Annotated in this window: 18 protein-coding genes; 13 read left to right on the top strand and 5 right to left on the bottom strand. The window is 54.6% G+C overall.

Annotation, left to right across the window (positions count from 1 at the left end):
• The first annotated feature begins 164 nt into the window (after nt 1-164).
• The 5 genes from CTZ24_RS21910 to efeB all read left to right on the top strand — a co-directional run bounded on the left by CTZ24_RS21910 (nt 165) and on the right by efeB (nt 7853).
• Entirely contained in the window at nt 165-2276 is a 2112-nt protein-coding gene (locus tag CTZ24_RS21910) for a TonB-dependent receptor (protein WP_208725626.1), read from the top strand.
• 14 nt (nt 2277-2290) lie between these two features.
• Nucleotides 2291-3298, top strand: a complete 1008-nt coding sequence (locus CTZ24_RS21905; RefSeq protein ID WP_208725625.1) for an ABC transporter substrate-binding protein — start codon at nt 2291-2293, stop codon at nt 3296-3298.
• Between the two features lie 459 nt (nt 3299-3757).
• Nucleotides 3758-5359, top strand: coding sequence for an iron uptake transporter permease EfeU (gene efeU, locus CTZ24_RS21900; RefSeq protein ID WP_208725624.1), 1602 nt, complete (start codon nt 3758-3760; stop codon nt 5357-5359).
• Nucleotides 5360-5372: 13 nt separating this feature from the next.
• Nucleotides 5373-6587 carry an iron uptake system protein EfeO gene (gene efeO / locus CTZ24_RS21895; RefSeq protein WP_208725623.1) on the top strand — a complete coding sequence of 405 codons (1215 nt, stop codon included), beginning with the start codon at nt 5373-5375 and terminating at the stop codon, nt 6585-6587.
• 3 nt (nt 6588-6590) lie between these two features.
• The gene (gene efeB, locus CTZ24_RS21890) at nt 6591-7853 is read left to right on the top strand and encodes an iron uptake transporter deferrochelatase/peroxidase subunit (protein ID WP_208725622.1); all 1263 of its coding nucleotides are present in this window, start codon (nt 6591-6593) and stop codon (nt 7851-7853) included.
• Nucleotides 7854-7928: 75 nt separating this feature from the next.
• Here efeB and CTZ24_RS21885 read toward each other — a convergent pair whose 3' ends face one another.
• On the bottom strand, nt 7929-8234 hold the full coding sequence (locus tag CTZ24_RS21885) for a YdgH/BhsA/McbA family protein (protein WP_013511572.1): 306 nt from the start codon (nt 8232-8234) through the stop codon (nt 7929-7931).
• 523 nt (nt 8235-8757) lie between these two features.
• On the opposite strand from CTZ24_RS21885, the gene zinT reads away from it, so the two are divergent.
• From zinT to CTZ24_RS21860, 5 genes are all read left to right on the top strand, one after another.
• Entirely contained in the window at nt 8758-9408 is a 651-nt protein-coding gene (gene zinT / locus CTZ24_RS21880; protein WP_244634057.1) for a metal-binding protein ZinT, read from the top strand.
• A gap of 323 nt (nt 9409-9731) precedes the next feature.
• A complete protein-coding gene (locus CTZ24_RS21875; RefSeq protein ID WP_208725620.1) occupies nt 9732-10298 on the top strand; it encodes a sugar dehydrogenase complex small subunit in 567 nt (188 codons plus the stop codon).
• Nucleotides 10299-10326: 28 nt separating this feature from the next.
• Nucleotides 10327-11982 carry a GMC family oxidoreductase gene (locus CTZ24_RS21870; protein ID WP_208725619.1) on the top strand — a complete coding sequence of 552 codons (1656 nt, stop codon included), beginning with the start codon at nt 10327-10329 and terminating at the stop codon, nt 11980-11982.
• Entirely contained in the window at nt 11979-13376 is a 1398-nt protein-coding gene (locus CTZ24_RS21865; protein WP_208725618.1) for a cytochrome c, read from the top strand. The genes CTZ24_RS21870 and CTZ24_RS21865 overlap by 4 nt, the downstream gene beginning before the upstream one ends.
• Nucleotides 13377-13662: 286 nt before the next feature.
• A complete protein-coding gene (locus tag CTZ24_RS21860; RefSeq protein WP_208725617.1) occupies nt 13663-14976 on the top strand; it encodes an MFS transporter in 1314 nt (437 codons plus the stop codon).
• 44 nt (nt 14977-15020) lie between these two features.
• Here CTZ24_RS21860 and CTZ24_RS21855 read toward each other — a convergent pair whose 3' ends face one another.
• The gene (locus CTZ24_RS21855; RefSeq protein ID WP_013511579.1) at nt 15021-15821 is read right to left on the bottom strand and encodes a MetQ/NlpA family ABC transporter substrate-binding protein; all 801 of its coding nucleotides are present in this window, start codon (nt 15819-15821) and stop codon (nt 15021-15023) included.
• 292 nt (nt 15822-16113) lie between these two features.
• On the opposite strand from CTZ24_RS21855, the gene CTZ24_RS21850 reads away from it, so the two are divergent.
• Complete coding sequence (locus CTZ24_RS21850) at nt 16114-17229, top strand: metallophosphoesterase (RefSeq protein ID WP_208725616.1); 1116 nt, start codon at nt 16114-16116, stop codon at nt 17227-17229.
• 1 nt (nt 17230) lies between these two features.
• On the opposite strand, the gene CTZ24_RS21845 is transcribed toward CTZ24_RS21850, so the two are convergent.
• Nucleotides 17231-17809 carry an XRE family transcriptional regulator gene (locus CTZ24_RS21845; RefSeq protein ID WP_208725615.1) on the bottom strand — a complete coding sequence of 193 codons (579 nt, stop codon included), beginning with the start codon at nt 17807-17809 and terminating at the stop codon, nt 17231-17233.
• A 63-nt stretch (nt 17810-17872) separates the two neighbouring features.
• Here CTZ24_RS21845 and CTZ24_RS21840 point away from each other — a divergent pair, with 63 nt between their 5' ends.
• A complete protein-coding gene (locus tag CTZ24_RS21840; RefSeq protein WP_208725614.1) occupies nt 17873-18382 on the top strand; it encodes a GNAT family N-acetyltransferase in 510 nt (169 codons plus the stop codon).
• Between the two features lie 23 nt (nt 18383-18405).
• Here CTZ24_RS21840 and CTZ24_RS21835 read toward each other — a convergent pair whose 3' ends face one another.
• Nucleotides 18406-19188, bottom strand: a complete 783-nt coding sequence (locus CTZ24_RS21835) for an alpha/beta fold hydrolase (RefSeq protein ID WP_208725613.1) — start codon at nt 19186-19188, stop codon at nt 18406-18408.
• A gap of 117 nt (nt 19189-19305) precedes the next feature.
• Between CTZ24_RS21835 and CTZ24_RS21830 the strand changes: the two genes are divergently transcribed.
• The gene (locus tag CTZ24_RS21830; protein ID WP_208725612.1) at nt 19306-20229 is read left to right on the top strand and encodes a LysR family transcriptional regulator; all 924 of its coding nucleotides are present in this window, start codon (nt 19306-19308) and stop codon (nt 20227-20229) included.
• Here the strand turns inward: CTZ24_RS21830 and CTZ24_RS21825 are convergent.
• Entirely contained in the window at nt 20159-21139 is a 981-nt protein-coding gene (locus tag CTZ24_RS21825; RefSeq protein WP_208725611.1) for a GlxA family transcriptional regulator, read from the bottom strand. The two genes, CTZ24_RS21830 and CTZ24_RS21825, sit on opposite strands and share 71 nt — an antisense overlap.
• Nucleotides 21140-21175 lie beyond the last annotated feature (36 nt).

The following is a 21175-nucleotide window of genomic DNA, read 5'->3' as shown; positions in this document are numbered from 1 at the left end:
TGGTTTCGATATGTGCGGAAGTATATAGCGATGGAGGTGGAGGGGATATACAGCATTGCCCTTTTAATTTTTATCGATATATAATAATTTACACAACGATAATAATAACCTTACAAAACAATATCATAAGTAAATATTTTATTAATCCAGGCAATGGCAAGGTAATGGAAATTAAATCGCGTAACACCCCGCTTATCAGTCTGATTAGCGTCAGCATACTGATGGCGATTCACGCCCAGGCGGCGGAACAACCCGCTCTGACCGTCACCGCAAACCCGAATAACACCCCGTCATCGGTCGAGAAAAAAGCCACGTTAGGTAATTCAGGCAGCCAGGAAATCCGGAATACGCCCTGGTCAGTGCAAACGGTTTCACCGCAATTAATGAAACGCCAACAGCTAAAAAGTATCAGCGATATTTATCGCTATATGCCTTCGGTGCAGGGGGATGGTGCCCGACCGCAAACGCGCGGTATGCAAGGAAGCGTGGTGCAGAACAGCATGATTGACGGATTGAATGTCGTCTCCACCACGGATTACGCCGCCGCGCAGTTTGACCATCTGGAAGTGCTGAATGGTCTGGCCGGTTCGCTATATGGACCGGCTAATCCGGCGGGATTATTTAATTTTGTCAGCAAACGTCCCACCGATTCCCCACAACATAGCGTCACTATCGGCGCGGGAACCGGTATCAGCCATTTGCTGGCGGGGGATTTTAGCGGTCCACTGGATGATAACGATCGGCTGCGTTATCGCCTCAATCTGCTGGATGATGAAGGCAGTGGCTACGTCACAGGCAGCAAAAAGCGCCGCCAACTGGTCAGCTTCGCGCTGGATGCCAATCTCACCGATCAGACGGTGCTGGAAACCAATTTTAGCTACTACCATTTTTACGACAAAGGGCTGCCGGGTAAATTCGCGCTGGGTAGCGGTCTGACCTTTCCGGCAGCGCCGGATCCGAAAACCGCCCATCTCGGTCAATCCTACGCCGGGGACAATAACCACACCCTGACGGCGGGCGTGCATCTGAAACACGATTTCGATGGAAACTGGCAAGGCGAGGTGGCCGTGCTGCGTCAAATTGCCGACCGTGAGTCAACAGCGGTGACCAATACCTTTACCGATAACCAGGGGCATTACACCACCACCACCTCATCCGCCACTGCCAGCCGTTTTACCATCAACAGTTACCTGGCAAACCTCAATGGTGAAGTAGATACCGGCTGGATCCACCATCAAATCGCCGCCGGGGTACGGGGGTTCGTCTGGAAAAATATGAACCCGAAAGCCGGTGGCACCAGCACATTGGGCAGCGCGTCGTTGGATAATCCCCAGGCATTTGCCGAGCCGGACTATCCCGATTTTACCGATCGCTATCACTCAGCCACCGCCACCCAACATGCGTTTTTGCTCAGCGATAATCTGGCGTTTTCTCCGCAGTGGAGCCTGCTGCTGGCGGGCAGCGAAAGCCTGCTTAGCTCGGCCAACTACAGCAAAACCGGCAGCCGCAGCAGCGAGTCGTCAAATAGTGGTTTTAGCGGCTCAGCCAGCCTGATGTATAAGCCGGTGGATCCGCTGACACTGTATGTCAGCTACGCCGACAGCCTGCAACAGGGCGACACCGCACCCGCCACCGCCAACAACGCAGGCAACATCCTGGCGCCGTATCGTAGCCGTCAGGTTGAGGTGGGGAGCAAGCTGGCGGTCAATAAGTTGCTGCTGACCGCCGCACTGTTTCAGATCAAGCGTCCTTATGCCTATACCAACGCCAACGGTGACTATGCGGTGGACGGTGAGCAGCGTAACCGGGGCATTGAGCTGATGGCCGACGGCGATGTCACCGAGCGTTTACACGTCTATGGTGGCATGACCTGGCTGGACCCGCGTCTGCTGAAAACCGCCAGCGCGCAGACGGAGAATAAACAAATCGTCGGTTTGTCGCGCTATGTTGCCAGCCTGTTTGCCGCTTACGACCTGCCAATGCTGAGCGGTACCGATATTCACGGCGGCATGCATTATGTCGGGCGTCGTAGTACCGACAACCAGAACGAAGGTTGGGTCAGCGGTTACACCACGCTGGATGCGGGGGCGGCGTGGAAGACGCAACTGTTCAACACCGCCACCACCTTCCGCCTTGATGTCACTAACCTGACCAATCGCCACTACTGGACCAATATCGTGCCGGGTGGGCTAAACGGCTACAGCGGTTCTGGCTATGCCAGCGCGCAACTGGGCGAACCGCGTATGGTTCAGGTTTCCATGCAACTCAATTTCTGATCGGGAGCAAGGCCATGTTAAAACCTTTCTGCGGGCTGGCGCTGCTGGTAATTAGCGCTGTGGCTCAGGCCCAAACGGTGACGGACGATGTGGGTCAGCAGGTGGCAATTAGCCATCCGGTGACGCATATCGCCGATGCCTGGTTCGCTCACCATTCGTTGCTGATGACGCTGGGAGCGGGGGACCGTATTGTGGCGACGGTGAATCATCCGACCGATCGCCCCTGGATGTTTAAGGTGCAGCCAACGTTGTTTCAGGCGTTACAGGCGCACGGTAAAACCTTCGCCAGCGAAGCGCTGGTGGCGCGTCATGTCGATGCGATTTTCGTTCCGGCCCATGATCCTGATGCCCAGTCTTACCGGCTGGCGGGGATCCCGGTGCTGGAGATGCAATTTGATGACTTTTCCTCGCTGCGCCGCTCCCTCACCACCACCGCGCAGGTGGTCGGTACGGCTGAGGCCGAGGCACGCGCGGTGGCGTATAACCATTATCTCGATCAGCAAATTACCCGCATTCAGGCGAAAACACAGGGGTTGAGTGCCAGTCAGCGTCCTCGCGTGCTGCATATTCAGTCGCTGCATCCGTTGAAAGTGGATGGCCGCGATACCTTGATTGATAGCTGGATCTCGCTGGCGGGAGGACGCAATGTTGCGGCGGGCATTGAAGGCAATATGAAGCCGATCTCCCCAGAGGAGGTGATTCGCTGGAACCCGGATGTGATCATTATTGGTGCCGGTGCGGGAACCCTGGCGGATTCCGATTACGCTGCGCTGTTTGGCAGCGTCAATGCGGTGAAAAATCATCGGGTGTGGCAGAATCCGGCAGGGGTGTTTCCGTGGGATCGCTATGGCACCGAGGTGGCGCTCCAGATTCAATGGGCCGCAGCCAAATTGCATCCTGAGCTGTTTCCCGATCTGAATATCGTCGACGCCACGCGCGATTTTTATCGCCAGTTTTATGCGTATCCATTGAGCGCCGCTGAGGCCGGACGCATCTTACAGGCGCTGCCGCCTGCAACCTAAAACCGCAGTGAATAAAATGCTACAGCAAATAAATCAACAATTTTAAGCATGCAAGAAAGCCGCACCTGTTGGTGCCAATAATTCAGCAGTTAAATAAAATTACAAGACATATCAAGCTGTTCCCTTTACATATCTCTACAATCAACGAAATAAGCACCGGGGATGGCGGCATCTCTCCCCGGTTGCGTAGCGGCGCGATTTATCGCGCTGTTTTTTTTAGGGTTAAAATCGCGCCGCTACCTTGTGTCTTTTAACGGAGTCGCCTTAATTCTTAAGGTTAACTTAATGTTGAGATGTGGCTCACATCAGGAAGCAAAATAATATCTGGCAATGTCACGGGCAAATAGAGTTTTTCCTTTTTTTACTATGCTGGTTAGCGGGAATGTTTATTATTCTCACGGGGAGTGATACTAATAATTATTATCATTTCGCTTTTAGCCACTTTTGGGAGCACTCTACTTGCTGGCCACGTTCATTATCGCATTGCGCGAAGGCCTTGAAGCCGCATTAATCGTAGGCATTATCGCCGCTTTCTTACGCAAAAATGGCCGTTCGCTCACCGCGATGTGGTTGGGTGTCGGTTGTGCGGTGATACTCTCCCTTGGCGTGGGTTTTGTGCTGAACCTGACCGAAAACGCGTTACCACAGGCGCGTCAGGAGATGATGGAGTCCATTATCGGTCTGGTGGCAGTGTTTTTTGTCACCGGCATGGTGATGTGGATGAACAATCATGCGCACAACCTCAAGCGTCAGTTGGAAACCGAAGCAGCAGAAGCCATCAGCCATTCCAGCGCCTGGGCGTTGACCAGCATGGCGTTTCTCGCGGTACTGAAAGAAGGCTTCGAAACCAGCGTATTTCTGCTGGCGACTTTTTCCGCTTCACAGTCGGCTGCCTGGGCGGCGGTGGGTGCCGTATTGGGGTTACTGGCTGCCGTCCTGGTAGGATGGGGCATCTATGTCGGTGGCATCCGTATTAACCTGTCGCGTTTCTTCCGTCTTACCGGGTTGTTCCTGATCCTGGTTGCGGCCGGTTTAATTATCTCCGCGTTACGTAGCGCGCATGAAGCGGGATGGTTAAACACCGGACAACAACGCATTGTTGACCTGAGCTGGCTGGTTACTCCCGGCACCGTGCAATCGGCGCTGATTACCGGCGTGCTGGGTATTCCGGCAGATCCGCGTCTGGTGGAATTCGCAGGCTGGATTATCTATATCGTGGTGGTCGCGGCGATGATCTACTGGCCTGCCCACTTAAGACCGACACCAAAAAGAGCCGCACAGTTCACCACCGTGACCGGTGCGGGCCTGACGATCACCGCGTTGTTACTGTTCTTTGGCTATCCGGCACCGGATGTGGACATTCCCGATCAAATTCCGTTGGTCAGCCGCACCTCGCAGCAACCGGTCGGCCATATCAGCAGCCAGCCAGGCGCGGGCAAACAGTTTGCCGTGACGCTTGAGGGACAGGCAGCGGAAACGCTGGTGGTGCCTGCCGATCAGCTCAGCAACGTCAGCACCTCGGGGCGTCAGGAGTGGCAGGCGAGTTTCAGCTATGAACCCGCCGATGCCAGTTCACCGCTGACGCTCGACCAGGTCATGGCCGCCTATGGCAACCGCATCCCGGTTGGCTTAAGTCCGTCACAACATCCCGGTCCTTATGACGCCAAATGGACGGTGAATTGCCGTGTTGATGCCGCCATGAGGCGTGGCGTGTTGGTGAGCGCGGAATCTCAGGCCGGCACCTTTATCACGTTATCGGGCGGTGGCCTCCAGTCTCCCCGCACCATCAGCGCGCGGGCGCGTAACGCAGAAGCCGGGTGCGACTGGCAGATCAGCCCGACCTGGTCACAGGATATTGAACAACGCTTGCGTGATGCGGTTGTTGCTCATGATATCTGGCACTTCTGGGCCGTTATTTTACCTTCACTTTTTGCCATTCTGGCCTTCACCTGCTTTTTCTCAGCCAGTCGCCAGTTCCGGCGGCTGAAAGGTGTTCGTGCCCGAGGACGCAGCAAACAGGGACTGCTGGACAGTTCAACTCACCAACTGCCTGAAAAATAAACAGGAAGGCACGATGAAGACAAAACCGTTCTCTACAAAATACGCGCTGATTGCAGCAGGGATTTCTGCGGCTTTAATGCTGTCCGTGGATGCGCAGGCGGCTACGGCAGCGCCGGTGAAAAACGGCGCTTCACAGGTCAACATCACCATGACCAGTGAAGGCGATGGCACCTGCCATATCGACCATACTTCGGCGAAAGCCGGTCCGGTCACCTTCACCGTGGTCAATAAAACCGCGACCTCACTGACTGAGCTGGAACTGTTAAGCGACAACCGTATTCTGGGCGAAAAAGAGAACCTCGCACCGGGCCTGCCTGCGGTGAAATTCACCGTCACGCTGGACGGCGGCACCTACCAGATTTATTGCCCGGGAGCGAAACAAGAGCTGACTAACTTTACTGTCACCGGTAAAGCGGCGGCAGCACCGACCGGCAGCGTCGCGACGCTGTTGGAAGAGGGCACCAAAGGCTATGCCAGCTATGTTAACGGCGTAGTGGATGCCATGGTGGTGGCGGTCGATCGTCTGAAGGCAGACATTGATGCGGGCGATCTGGAAAAAGCCAAAGCAGACTACGCCAAAGCGCGTCCGTTCTACGAACGTATCGAATCTGACGTCAGCGGCTTCGTGTTACCGGGCTTTAAAGCCACCGATAATGCAGGCAACCTTGATTACTTAGTCGACATGCGTGCGTCCAACATCGACCCGAAAGTGGGCTGGCACGGTTTCCACGCCATTGAACGTGAGCTGTTCAGCAAAAAAGCGATTACGCCGGAAACCAAACAACTGGCGGCTGAACTGCAAACCAACGTACACAAACTGGATGAGCAGGTTAAGCAACTGACTTACAAACCGGAAGACCTGGCAAACGGTGCTGCGGATCTGCTGGAAGAAGTTCAGAGCAACAAAATCAGTGGCGAAGAAGAAGCCTTCAGCCATCTCGATCTGATCGATTTCGCCGGTAACATCGAAGGTGCTGAGCAGGCATTCGCCTTCCTGAAACCGGGTCTGGAAAAAATCGATCCCGATCTGACCAGGCGTGTCACCGAGCAGTTCGCGGCAGTGCGCGCGTTACTGGAAACTTACCGCGACCCGGCGATTCCGGGTGGCTACAAGTACTACACCGCCGAACTGAAGGCCTCAGAGGGTGCCAAACTGAGCCGTGCTGTACAGGCGTTGCAGGAACCGTTGTCCAAAATCGCTGAAAAAGTCGCAACCAGCGGAAAATAATCGATGAACGATAAGTCCAAACCGGCCAGGGAGGCCGGTAATTTCACCCGGCGAGATTTATTGAAAGGGGCGGTCGCCAGCGCCCTGACGATTCCGGCAGTCAGTTCGGCGCACGGACAGATTGAAGCGCAGCATAATCCCGAAGATCGTGTTGACCTGTCGCGCGAGCATGCTTTTTATGGCACCGGTGGTCAGGTGGGTATCGAAACACCCCCGCAGCGCCATATTATGTTTATGGCGTTTGACCTGACCTCGCAGAATCCGCGCGATCTCCAGGTTTTGCTGGCGCGCTGGTCATCCGCCATCGCGCAGATGATGCGCGGCGAAACCATTGGTCAGATTGAACCCGCGCGCAACAGCGGAGTGGGGGGCGATACCGGCGAAGCGATGGATCTGGGGCCCGCCTCGTTAACCGTCACCGTTGGTCTGGGGCCGCGTATTTTCAGTGAAGCAATGGGCCTGGCAGGGAAGAAGCCGCCGCTGATGCGCGAGTTGATTCAGCTACCCAGCGACAACTTTGATCCGGAACTGACCGGGGGCGATCTCTCGATTCAGGCCTGTGCTGATGATCCACAGGTGGCGTATCACGCGGTGCGTAACCTGGCACGTATCGCCAAGGCGACGGGCACTGCGGCGACACGCTGGTCGGTGTTGGGATTTGGCCGCGCCTCCGCAGGTAAGGGGCAATCCACGCCGCGCAACCTGTTTGGTTTTAAGGATGGTACGCGCAATATCACCGAGAAAGCCGATTTCAAACGCCATGTGTGGATTAATGAGGGTCCGGCCTGGCAGCAGCAGGGTAGCTATCAGGTGGTACGTAAAATTCGGATGCACATCGAGAACTGGGATGTGGACCGCGTCAGCGATCAAAATAATATCTTTGGTCGCCATAAGCTGTCCGGTGCTCCGCTGAGCGGTCATAAAGAGTTTGATCAGCCTGATTTTGAGGTCAAGGATCAAAGCGGTGAACGGGTTATTCCGGCTACGGCGCATATCAGCCTGGCGGCACATGAGAATAATCAGGGTATTCGTATCCTGCGACGTTCTTATAATTATACCGATGGCTTAAATAATCTCGGCTTTCTCGATGCGGGATTGCTGTTTATCAGTTATCAGAATGATCCGGCACATTTTGAAACCTTACAGGCTAAACTGGGCGCGGCAGATGCGTTGAATGAATATATTTCCCATATTGGTTCAGCCATTTTCTTTATTCCACCGGCACCGGCTGAAGGTTCATATATCGGGGCGGAATTATTCACCTGATTAAATGCACATCGCCAGGGGAATGGTGCCTGGCGATGTGCCTGCTGTGTGCCAGATTGTTCGGTAATCCACGTTTTAACCGTAAGCCACTTTGTCATTAATATGATACAGGGTTGCAGTCGCCGCCATCACATGCTGACCATCATTGCCCGGCTGATGGGAATCGACATTGGTGATGTGGTAGCCCACGGCACCCGCTTCCAGCGCCTTTTTCACAAAGGCGTCATTAAGTTCTTCCATAGAGGTCACCCAACTGACGCTGGTAACCCCAACCGGGTGGATCGAGGCAATTTCACGGTGAGATAATCCTGAACGGACCAGTACCGGGTTAATTGTCTTTTCAGTAAAAATAGAAATGATGTCGTTAACTAAAGCTTTCATATCTGACTCCTCAACGTGACTGGTAAGCCAGTTATACGTATGACGATGGGTTGTTGTCGTTTAATCTTCGTTGATAAATATCGACGGTTGCGCACGGCAGGTAATCACCACCGTTAGGAATAATAAATACCTTTTAGCCAACTGAATTTTAGCTTTAACTGCTAATTAACATGCAGGCAAACTTCTGCCACAACTCCATTAACTTTACGCGAATTTTTTTTCATTTGATTACATTTGTGTCGCGATGGGGGCGCCCGGTACAGATCTTCGCACCAGATTATAAATAACATGTTAAGGATTGGTTTACTCTGAGCCTGCCTGACGAGAAGCCGGCAATGACTTCTCTATGCCACATCATAATAAACCTTCTTCACGTCCGATTAGCCCAAATGAATTTGGGCTTCTTTTTGTCGTTCCCTGAAAAAACCTTGTTCGTTCTGGTTAACGCCTTTGGCCGCATACACTTTGCGTTACAAATTGTTATGATATAACATATCCATTTTAACCAATGGAGAGTCTGGTTGTGGTAAGCAAAATTAAAAAAATCGTGTTATCTCTGGGATTAATTGGCCTGAGTTCATCGGTACTGGCGCATGGGGATCATGCGCACGGTAAGCCACTTACGGAAATGGAGCAGAAAGCGGCAGAGGGCGTATTTGCCGATAAGGATGTTAAAGACCGCACCCTCTCTGACTGGGACGGTGTATGGCAATCGGTTTATCCGTTACTGGTTAACGGCGCTCTCGATCCGGTGCTGCGTAAGAAGGTGGAAAAAGATCCCAGCAAAACCTTTGCCGACGTCAAAGCGTATTACCGCAAAGGCTATGTCACGCAGGTTGATACCATCGGCATCGAAGACGGTGTGATGGAGTTCCATATTGGTGCGCAGTCCAGTTCCTGCCACTACCGCTACGACGGACACAAAATTCTGACCTATACATCCGGGAAGAAGGGCGTGCGCTACCTGTTCACCTGTCAGGATGCTAACAGCCCGGCGCCGAAATTCGTTCAGTTCAGCGATCACATCATCGGCCCGAGAAAATCGTCGCATTTCCATATCTTTACCGGCAACACCTCCCAGGAAGCGTTGTTGAGTGAGATGGATAACTGGCCCACTTACTATCCCTGGCAAATGCAGACCGCCGAGGTCGTGGAGGAGATGCTGCACCATTAAAATGCGTTGATTCAGTCATCTCAGGCCTATTCGTAGCGGCGCGGTTTACCGCGCAGGTTATCCGGCATCATGCAAACAATTGCGCGATAAATCGCGCCGCTACAACGCCTGCCGCGCGTGGTTTAAATTCGAAACGGTAATAAAAAACGTCATAACTTGCTGATGTTTTTTTATTAACCAATTTCACATTTCTTTATCATTTAGTGCTATCTCCCCGACAAAAGTACGGAATCTGATAAAAACCTGATAACAGTTTTGAAACTTAAACGGTAGGATGTTACCCGTAACTTTGGTGCTCCTTTCTTCTCAACATCAGGTATCCCATGAAACGACATTTTCCAACTGAAACCGTTTCTGTCAGCAAAAATGGAACCGGTTCCAGTCGCAGGGAATTTCTCTTTGCGACCCTGGGTTTAACGCTGACCGGTGTCGTCGCAAGCCTGCCGGGCAGGGCGTTTGCCGCCAACGTTGTCAGTGGTAGCGATGCGGTGAAGCAGTTTGTCAGTCTCTCTCAGGCCATCACGGAACATCAGCATCTGGATACGGTGCTGGCGTCGCGTTTTTTTGCCGCTTTTAGTCAGCGCGATGCGCAGTTCGCTCCCCGCCTGACACAGCTTGCGTTGTTGTTACAACCCGGTATGTCTGCGCAACAACTGCTGGCGAAAGCCGACAGCGCAGGTCTGCACGATTTCCTCTATCAAATCGTCACCGCCTGGTACACCGGAACCGTGGGTGATGACTATCACGGCACGCTGGTCGCCTATAAGCAGGCGTTGATGTACCAAACCGTCAGCGATGGTCTGGTGGTGCCGACTTATTGTGGCAACGGTCCGATCTGGTGGACGGCCCCGGTGCCGGAAGAACGCAATGGGCTGATTGACTCGCTGTAAACACTCCTTATAAAAAACGAAGAAAACCATGAAAAAACCGATTTTCTCTGCGCAGGGCGATGCCTCCGCAGACATTGTTATTGTGGGCTCCGGTGTGGTGGGTGGTTTGATGGCCAATGAACTGGTCAGTCAGGGCTATTCCGTACTGGTACTGGAAGCAGGTTTACGTATCGATCGTGCACAGGCGGTGGAAAACTGGCGCAACATGCCCTTTGCCAATCGCGCCGGTTCCGATTTTCAGGGGTTATATCCGCAGTCAAAGTTTGCCCCGGCACCGCTCTATTTCCCGCCGAATAACTATGTCAACGTCACCGGCCCTAACGCCGCCAGTTTTCAACAGGGCTACCTGCGTACCGTCGGCGGCACCACCTGGCACTGGGCGGCATCCTGCTGGCGTCACCATCCCAGCGATTTTGTGATGCAGTCGAAATATGGCGTGGGTCGCGACTGGCCGATCAGCTATGACGAGCTGGAACCCTGGTACTGTCGGGCGGAAAACGAAATCGGCGTCGCGGGACCGAACAATGTGGCGATGCAATCCCCGTCTGAACGCAGCCAGCCTTATCCGATGGAGATGGTGCCGTTTGCCCACGGTGATAACTACTTTGCCAGCGTGGTGAACCCGCATGGTTACAATCTGGTGCCAATCCCCCAGGGACGCAGCACCCGTCCGTGGCAGGGGCGTCCTACCTGCTGCGGCAACAATAACTGTCAGCCGATTTGCCCGATCGGGGCGATGTACAACGGTATTCACCATATTGAACGTGCGGAGCGCAACGGTGCGGTGGTGCTGGCGGAAGCGGTGGTTTACAGAATCGATACCGATGACAACAACCGGGTGACGGCGGTGCACTGGAAGGACAGTTCCGGTGCCTCACACAAGGCCACCGGCAAAGCCTTTGCCCTGGCCTGTAACGGCATCGAAACCCCGCGTCTGTTGTTGATGGCAGCCAACGGCGGTAACCCGAATGGCATCGCCAACGCATCAGATATGGTGGGACGCAACATGATGGACCACTCCGGCTTCCACTGTTCCTTCCTGACTGAAGAACCGGTCTGGCTGGGACGTGGCCCGGCGCAGAGTAGCTGCATGGTGGGCTATCGCGATGGCGATTTTCGTCGTGATTATTCGGCGAACAAAATGATCCTCAATAACATCTCACGCGTGGTGGCGGCAACGCAGCAGGCGTTGAAAAAAGGTCTGGTGGGCAAAGCGCTGGATGAGGAAATTCGCTATCGCTCGATTCACAGCGTGGATATCTCTATCAGCCTCGAACCTTTGCCGGACCCGGAAAACCGTCTGACGTTAAGCAAAACCCGCAATGATCCTCACGGTCTGCCGTGCCCGGATATTTATTACGATGTCGGTGATTATGTGCGTAAAGGGGCCGAGGTGTCGCATGCGCAACTGGAACATATCGGGCAGTTGTTCAACGGTAAAGAGTTCACCATCAGCAAGGGCCTCAACGCCAACAACCATATTATGGGTGGCGTGATTATGGGTAAAAGCGGTAAAGACGCGGTGGTGGATGGTAATTGTCGTGCCTTTGACCATGAAAACCTGTGGTTGCCTGGCGGCGGGGCGATTCCTTCCGCGAGCGTTGTGAACAGCACCCTGACTATGGCGGCACTGGGACTGAAAGCCGCGCATGATATCGCGCAGCGTATGAGGACACTGGCATGAAGAGATTAATTGCCAGCAGCCTGGCGGCCCTGGTGACGTTTGGCGTTCAGGCCGCATCGCTCGATACCCATCTGTTGCAGCAGGGCGAGCAGGTTGCCATCGCTTCGGACTGCCAGGCGTGCCATACCGCACCCGGCAGTAAAACCGCGTTCAGCGGCGGCTATGGCATCGCGTCGCCAATGGGGGTGATATACGCCACCAACATCACCCCATCGCAAAGCGGTATTGGTCACTACAGTGAAGCCGAGTTCGCAGCGGCGGTGCGTCATGGTGTGCGTGCCGATGGGGCGCAGCTCTATCCGGCAATGCCTTACACCTCCTACAGCATGATGACCGACGCCGATGTGCACGCCCTGTATTACTACCTGATGCATGGCGTACAGCCGGTGGAAAAACAGAATCCACAAACCCATCTGCCTTTCCCGTTCAGTCTGCGTTTTAGTATGCGGTTCTGGAACATGATGTTTGCTAACGACAAAATGTGGCAAAACGATGGCAGCAAAAGCGCCGAATGGAATCGGGGCAATTATCTGGTTAACGGACTGGCGCACTGCAATACCTGCCATACGCCGCGCGGTTTTATGATGCAGGAACAACAGGATCGCCCGCTGGCTGGTGGTCTATTAGGAAGCTGGTATGCGCCGAATATCACCTCAGACCCGATCAGCGGCATTGGCGGCTGGAGTGATGACGAGCTGGTGCAGTATCTGAAAACCGGACGTGCGCCAGGGAAAAACCAGGCAGCGGGCGGTATGGCGGAGGCGGTGGAGCACAGCCTGCAATACCTGCCGGACAGCGATCTGCACGCCATTGCGGTTTACCTCAAAGGCACGACGCCACTGCGTGATGAGGGAGAAACGCAACCGGCCTTCAGCTACGGCGCGCCGATGGATGTGGAAAACAGCCTGCGTGGACGCAACCCGAATAACGCTAACCACTCGCTGACCAACGGTGCCGCGCTGTTTAGCGGCAACTGCGCCAGCTGTCACCAGCCGGATGGGGCGGGGAGTGCCAACCAGGCTTATCCCTCGTTGTTCCACAACACCGCAACCGGTATGCGCAATCCCAACAACCTGATTGCGGCGATTCTGTTTGGTGTTCAGCGTGATACCACCGACCATCAGGTATTGATGCCGGGCTTCAGCTCGCCATCCTATGTTGATAAGTTGAGTGATCAACAGGTAGCCGATATCAGCAACTTTGTGCTGAAAAACTACGGCAACCCTGACGTCACCGTGACGGCAGGCGATGTGGCCTGGGTGCGGAAAGGCGGTCATCCGCCACTGCTGGTCCGCCTGCAACCGCTGGTGGTGCCGGGCATCATTGGGGTGATTATCCTGGTGCTGGCCGGGGTGGCGCTGAGTGTGATGCTGCGGCGTAAAGGCAAAAAATAGTTGTGATTAATAGGGCCAGGCTGATCACCTGGCCCATTTTGTTACGGCGATGTGTTACAGCCGTTGTGACTTGTCGCAAGATTCGCGCGATAAATCGCGCCGCTACGCCATGTTTAAACCGTTATTTTGTTGTAGCGGCACGATTTATCGCGCTGATTTCATTGCCTCATCACGCTGCGTGTAACACCTTTTGTTAACACGTTTTGCAGTGATGTTGGTCGCAAAAATATTTTCCAGACTCTCTTTAATAGATAGCAGTGCTAAGCATCTATTCGAAGGGGGCGTTATGCAGGACTCTATTCCCGGAACACGTTGGTATCGCGTTATTGCGCCGATTTTAATTGTTTGCATCATCTCCTTCATGGACCGCGTCAACATCAGTTTTGCCTTGCCGGGTGGCATGGATCAGGATCTCGCCATTACCAGCCAGATGGCGGGCATCATCAGCGGTATTTTCTTCATTGGTTATCTTTTCTTGCAGGTGCCGGGTGGGCGCATTGCGGTTAATGGCAGCGGCAAGCGGTTTATCGCCTGGTCGCTGGTAGCATGGACGGTGGTGTCGGTGGCGACCGGTTTTGTCACTAACCACTATCAGCTGCTGGCGCTGCGTTTTGTGTTGGGTGTATCGGAAGGGGGAATGCTGCCGGTTGTATTAACGATGGTCAGTAACTGGTTCCCGGAAAAAGAGTTAGGGCGTGCGAATGCTTTTGTGATGATGTTCGCGCCGCTGGGCGGTATGTTCACCGCACCGATTTCTGGATACATCATCAATGCGCTGGACTGGCGTTGGCTGTTTATTATCGAAGGTGGGCTGTCGGCGGTGATCCTGCTGGTGTGGTGGCTGGTGGTAAGTGACCGCCCTGAAGAAGCACGCTGGTTGCCGGAGCGCGAAAAGGAGTGGCTGCTGCGCGAACTGCATCGGGAACGTGCGGCTGCGCGCGCTGTGGCACCGGTAAGCAAAGCGCCGTTAAAAGCAGTGTTCCGCAATCCGGGGCTGATGAAGCTGGTGGCGCTGAACTTTTTCTATCAGACCGGCGATTACGGTTACACCCTGTGGCTGCCCAGCATCCTGAAAAACCTGACCGGTTCGAATATGACCGGTATCGGTCTGCTGGCGGCCTTGCCCTTCGTCGCCACGCTGCTCGGTATCTATGCCATCTCATGGCTGAGCGATCGTACCGGTAAGCGCCGTCTGTGGGTGATGGTGTCGTTGTTCTGCTTTGCTGCGGCGCTGCTGGCCTCGGTGGTGCTGCATCATAACGTGGTCGCCGCCTACATCGCGCTGGTGGTGTGTGGTTTCTTCCTCAAGGCCGCTACCAGCCCGTTCTGGTCGATTCCCGGGCGTATCGCTGCGCCGGAAGTAGCGGGAAGTGCGCGCGGGGTGATCAACGGGTTGGGTAATCTGGGCGGATTCTGCGGGCCGTATCTGGTCGGGATGATGACCATGCTGTACGGACAAAATGTGGCGGTGTGCTGGCTGGCCGGATCGCTGGTAGTCGCGGGGTTGATTACCACACAATTACCCAAAGCCTGTGACCGTAATCCGTCTGTCGGACGTGATGGCAGCGAGCAGGATAATCTGGTTACCCTGAAACATTAAGTCAGTGGCCGCGCAGGCGTTGGGCTGCGCGGCGTCCTCAATGCTTACCAGCCTTTGATAATGTCGCCTTTGTAAATCTCGTTGGCTTTGTTCAGCACTTCGGGTGACTGGAAGGCTTCCTTCAGCTTCTGAATATTCGGGCTGTCTTTATTATCTTCACGCGCCACGATGGCGTTCACGTAAGGCGATGCTTTGCCTTCCATAAACATGCCATCGCGCGAGGCTGACAGGTTCGCCAGCGCGGCGAAGTTGTTGTTGATGATCGAAACGTAGACCTGTGGATCGTCGAGGGTGCGCGCCAGTTGCGGCGTATCGACTTCAACAAACTTGAGGTTTTTCGGGTTAGCGGTAATGTCCAGCGTCGTTGGCAGCAGGCCCGCTTCCGGTTTCACGCTAATCAGCCCCTGCGCCTGTAACAGCAGCAGGCTGCGGCCCAGGGTGGTAGCTTCATTGGAAATGGTGATGGTCGCGCCATCCGGCAGATCTTTTAATGACTTGATCTTGCGTGAGTAACCGGCAATCGGGAACACGAAGGTATTGGTGATCACGGCAAAATGATAGCCACGCTCTTTGGACTGCATTTCCAGATACGGCAGGCTCTGGAAGGCATTGGCGTCGACATCTTTGTTGAACAGCGCTTCGTTAGGCTGGACGTAGTCGTTAAAAGCCACCACATCGACGTCGAGATGATATTTGTCATGCGCCACCTGCTTAACGGTGTCCCACAGCGCCTGGTCTGGTCCGGTGTTGATCGCCACCTTGACACTGTTGTCGTTGTCTTTATTGCAGGCGCTGAGCAGCGTAACGGATGCGGCCAACAGTACGGAGAGTAATTTTTTATTCATAACGACGTTCCCTTCAGCATATCTGGATAATCTGGTGCGCATTTCTCGCGTATCGGTGCGGCTTATCGCGCGGATTTTGACCTTTTCCGCACGATTACGCGATAAATCGCGGTGCTACATTGCGCACGCACTATAATCTACATCCAGACGTCTGTACATCCGGATGGAGATCGTTTGCTGCAAATTGCAGCGCCGCGGGAGGTAACCGAAACCGCCTGTTTTGAAAAGCCGCTGTCTTTTTTTTGTTGGATACTGTGCTGCCTTAACCTTATTCAATTCCCAGGGACTCACGATGTTTCACCTGATCTTCAGCATTCCCGGCTGGTATGTTATCGCGCGCTTTATTGCGCCCCTTGCCTTGCCACTCGCGGTGAAGCTGGTGTTTTCTGCCGTGGTGCTGCTCGCCACGCAATACCTGTTTTTCAGTCGCTTCACCTCCGGCAGTATCATGTCGCCAGAAATGCCGCGTCCGGTGATCATCCTGTTCAACTGGGCCTTCTGTGCGGTGCTGTTCCTCGCCATGTTGCAGGTGGTGATGGATGCGGCGGCGTTGCTTGCGCTGTTGTTGGGACATCCGCTGACGATAGCTCCCGCGTTGCGTTATGGCGCAGGGGGCGTCGCCATGTTGCTGGCGGCGGTCGGCGTGCATCAGGCGATACGCGTGCCGCCGGTCAAGGATGTGGTGTTTAACATCAAAAACCTGCCGCCAGAATTTGAGGGCTACCAACTGCTGCAACTGACGGATTTGCACATCAGCAAGCTGTTCAATGCCCGGTGGACCACGAAGATGGTGAAAAAAGCGATGGCGCTTGATGTTGATCTGATTGTGATCACCGGCGATGTCATTGATGGCACTCTGAAAAATCGGCGCGCTGATGTTGAACCGCTGCGCGGCCTTAACGCCCCGGATGGCGTGTTTGCCATCACCGGCAATCACGAATATTTCTTTGAGCAGGCGGCCTGGACCGATCACCTCGCCTCGCTGGGGCTGAAGCCGTTGCTCAATAGCCATACGGTGGTGGCGCGTGATGGAGCCAGTCTGGTGATTGCCGGGGTGACCGATGCTTCAGCTCCGGGCAGAGGTGCTCCTGGTCCGGATTTGGCGCGTGCGCTGGTGGGCGCGCCGGAGCGTGCCCCGGTCGTGTTGCTGGATCATCAACCGCGCAATGCCCGACAAAATGCGGCGCAGGGGGCTGACGTGCAGCTTTCCGGGCATACCCACGGCGGGTTAATCGCCGGGTTTGATCGCCTGTTTGCCAAACCCAATGGCGGCTATGTTTCGGGCCTGTATGCGGTGGAAGGGATGCAGTTGTACGTTAACAACGGCACGGCGTTGTGGCCGGGGATGGCGGTGCGCTTAGGTCGTCCTTCCGAGCTGACGCGCATCACGCTTCAGCCCGCGAAATAGATTACGCATTTTTCAGCACCACCACGGCATAGCGGCAGAGCTGCGTTGTGGTGTTGCTGAAGATGCAGTCGCTGGGATCCCCCAGTTCGAGGCAGTCACCTTGCTGCATTTCAAAGGTATGATCCCCTTCCTGAAAACTCAGCGTTCCTTCCAGCACCCAAATCAACTGACGCCGTGACAGATAGGATATCGCTGGCATTGGCACGCTCACCCCGGCCGGTAAATCGACACTGACCAGATCCACAGGTATCTGACCTGGTGAGACATGACGGCGAATATAACCGGTCTCTGGGTCCTGCCAGACCGGTTGCTGCGCCTGTCGGATCAGGGTGCCGGTCTGCACTTCGCTCAGGGCGATCAACTGCGACATACTCATATCAAAAGAACCGGCAAGTCGCGCCAACAGGGTCGCCGTCGGGCTGCTTTCGCCGCGTTCAATTTTGTGGATCATGGCGCGGGAAACCCCAGAGTTATCCGCCAAATCGGTCAGTGACCAGCCGCGTTTTTCCCGCTCGGCTTTTACTTTTTGTCCAATACGGATATTTATGCTGTCTTCTTTACTGGATTTTTCGTCTGACATAGTAGATAAATAATATAGTGAACGAACCATCTACTTTAGTGACAGAACCATGAGGTGTCCAGAATGAATATACGCCCGGCAGTGGAGCAGGATGCGGCAGTGATTGCCGACATTTATAACGACGCGGTGCTGCACAGCACGGCAATCTGGAATGATAAAACGGTCGATGTGGCGAACCGTGTGCAGTGGATGGCTGACCGTCAGCACGCCGGTTTTCCGGTGTTGGTGGCGGTTAATGCTGATGAGGCGGTGCTTGGCTACGCCTCCTATGGTGACTGGCGTCCGTGGGATGGTTACCGCTTTACCGTGGAACACTCGGTGTACGTGCTGAAAACTGCGCGTGGCAAAGGCGTTGGGGAAGCGTTGATGCATGCGCTCATCACCCACGCCACGCAACAGGGAAAACATGTGATGGTTGCGGGTATCGAGTCGGAAAATACAGCCTCGATTGCTTTGCATAAAAAACTCGGTTTTCGCGATGCCGGTCGCGTCAGTGAGGTGGGTAACAAATTTGGCCGCTGGCTGGATCTGACCTTTCTCCAGTTGCACCTCGATCAACGGGAAAAGCCCTGACAGGCAGGCTGTCAGGGGCAGGGTTAACCCTGTATTGAGCTGGCAAAGGTGCTGAGATGGTTTGCCACCGTTTGCGCGGCTTCCACCGGCAGCAGATGGCCTTTACCGGGGATGATATGGACGTCAGCCCAGGGATAAAGTCCGGCGATCGCCTGTTGAACCACTGCGGGAGGATCTACCCGGTCGTGCTCACCCGCCATAATGATGATTGGCAGATGGATGTGTTCGGCGGCAGCACGCAGGTCCTCACGCGATGCCGTAAAGATCCAGCCATCTGCCGCGTCGTCACTGACGCGAAGCGCATCCCGGACCAGCATTTCTTGTTGCTGAGCCGTCAAATGCCCTGCGGTTAAGACGTTTTCCAGTGTCCAGAGCACCGATTCACGGCTGCTGTAAGCCATACGCATCTGGCTGCGCTGTTCTTCACTGATGTTCATCGGGGCGAGCGGGGCGGAAGCCACCAGCGCGAGAGCCTCGACCTCCTGATTCAGACGGCTGGCGAGCAGTTGGGCCGTCTTCCCACCCATTGAGTGTCCAACTAAAATCACCCGTTTCAAGTTTAACTCTTTGATCACATTGTAAACGTCATCGGCATGGTCAGCAGTGCGATAGCCCTGCCCACCAACCGCTGACTCTCCTGAACCGCGTGCATCAATCGCGACACAACGGAATGTATGGCTGAGGAGATTGATCACCGAAGACCATGTTGCAGAAGAACCTCCCCAAAAATGCATAAAAACCAATGCAATATCGCCACTGCCGTTATCGGTTACATGCAGTTCTACACCCTTGCTGACTATTTTCATTGTTGCCTCGTCGTCTGAGAAATCGTCAGCAACAGTATCTGCAACAACGTAATGGTTTGGAATCAGCGAGAAAATAGCTATGGTAAGTACTAAAAATATATACAAGGTAAGGGCAGGATGGACCGACTCGTTAGCATGTCAGTATTTGTCACCGCGGTAGAAGAGGGTAGCATCGCGGCCGCGGCGCGCCGATTGAGTCTCTCCGCCGTTATGGCGGGGCGCTACCTCAGCGCGCTTGAGGAAGCGCTATCGGTAAGGTTGCTGGAACGCTCCACCCATCAGTTAAACCTCACCGATGCCGGTGCATCCTACTTTGCAAAAGCAAAACGTATCCTGAACGATATTCGTGAAGCGGAGCAGGAAGCCACAGCGAAACATATTTCCCCGCAGGGAAGCCTGCGCATCGCGGCCCCGGTCACCTTTGGCACCCTGTATCTGGCACCGTTAATTGCTGCGTTTATGCGTGATTATCCGCAGGTCGATATTCAGTTGCAGCTTCTTGATCGCTTTATCGATCTGGTTGATGAGGGGGTTGATCTGGCGATTCGTATCGGCCAGTTGCCTGACTCGGATCTGGTTGCCCGACGTATCATCGATTATCGCTTATTAGCCTGTGCCACGCCTCGTTATCTGGCGGGGGCGGGTATGCCGGTGTTGCCGGAGGATTTGTATCACCACGTCCTGATAGGTTACTCGGGTACCATGACAACATCGCCGTGGCGTTTTAGCGCCGCCAGCGGTGAGGTGAGTCAAATCGTGCCCAGCTGTCGCGTTCTCGCCAACAACACCGGCATAATGGTTGAACTGGCCTTACAACATGCCGGAATTGTCTATGGACCTGAATTTGTGGTGCAACCGCATTTACAGACAGGCGATTTGGTCGAGGTGTTGCCGGATTATCGTTGTCCGGTGATCTCATTGTTTGCTGTTACGCTTAACGCCAAATACGTCAATACCAAAACACGATTGTTTATTGGCTATCTGCAACAGGCTCTGGCCCCGCATAAATCTTCCGATACACCGCCGGCGTTAAACCGGTGACTTTAATGAATGCTCGCCGCATCACATCGCTACTGCTGTACCCGCAGAGCGCGGCGATAGATTTTACCGGGTGATTGGCGGTCAGCAGCTCGCGCGCCAGGGTGATGCGGGATTCCTCCAGCCACTCACCGGAACTGACGCCCATTTCCTGATGAAACAGGCGGTTCAGATGACGGGTGCTGAGTTGGATATGCGCGGCCATCTGCGCAACACTTTTTACCGTAGCCAGATGCGATAATGTCCAGCGTTGCAGATCCTGCAATGCTGAACGACCGTCCAGAGAGGTCTGCTGTTTACGTACGAAATGCCCTTGTCCGGCAGGCCGCCTGAAAAACATCACCAGATTCGCCGCAACATCCAGCGCCACTTCACGCCCCACATCTTCTTCAATAAAGCGCAGGGCTAAATCCATGCCCGACGTGACGCCTGCCGCCGTGCGCAGTGGGCCATCCGCGACATAGAGCGCATCAGCGTCCAGCGCAATGGCCGGGTAGCGTTGCGTCAGGGTTTTGGCAACCGACCAGTGGGTGGTGACTCTGCGATGATCCAGCAAGCCAGTTTGTGCCAGCAATAACGCGCCAGTACACACCGAGCCAAAACGTTGGCTGTGCAGACAGAGTGGGGTGATGGCGGCAAGTTGTATCGCGTTGAGGGAAAAATTCTCGGCATCTGGGGCACCTGCGATAAGAAAACTCATCGCGCCTTCAGGAACAGGAGTGTCCAATTGGCAATCGGCGGAGAGTCTGACACCGGAAGAGGCCACAATCTCCCGACCCGCTAATGACATCACCCTCGGCTGGTAGACCTGACGATGCAGAATGCGGTTGGCTTCAGCAAATGCATCCAGTGGGCCTGCCACATCCAGCAGCTGGACGCCAGGCACCGCCAATATCACGACGTTATGCACCATCTTCATCTCCTGAGTCTGTTTATATCGCAATGTCCG

This window comes from Pantoea phytobeneficialis (genome assembly GCF_009728735.1).
Classification (GTDB): Bacteria; Pseudomonadota; Gammaproteobacteria; order Enterobacterales; family Enterobacteriaceae; genus Pantoea; species Pantoea phytobeneficialis.
This window is presented reverse-complemented; position numbering and strand designations above follow the sequence as displayed.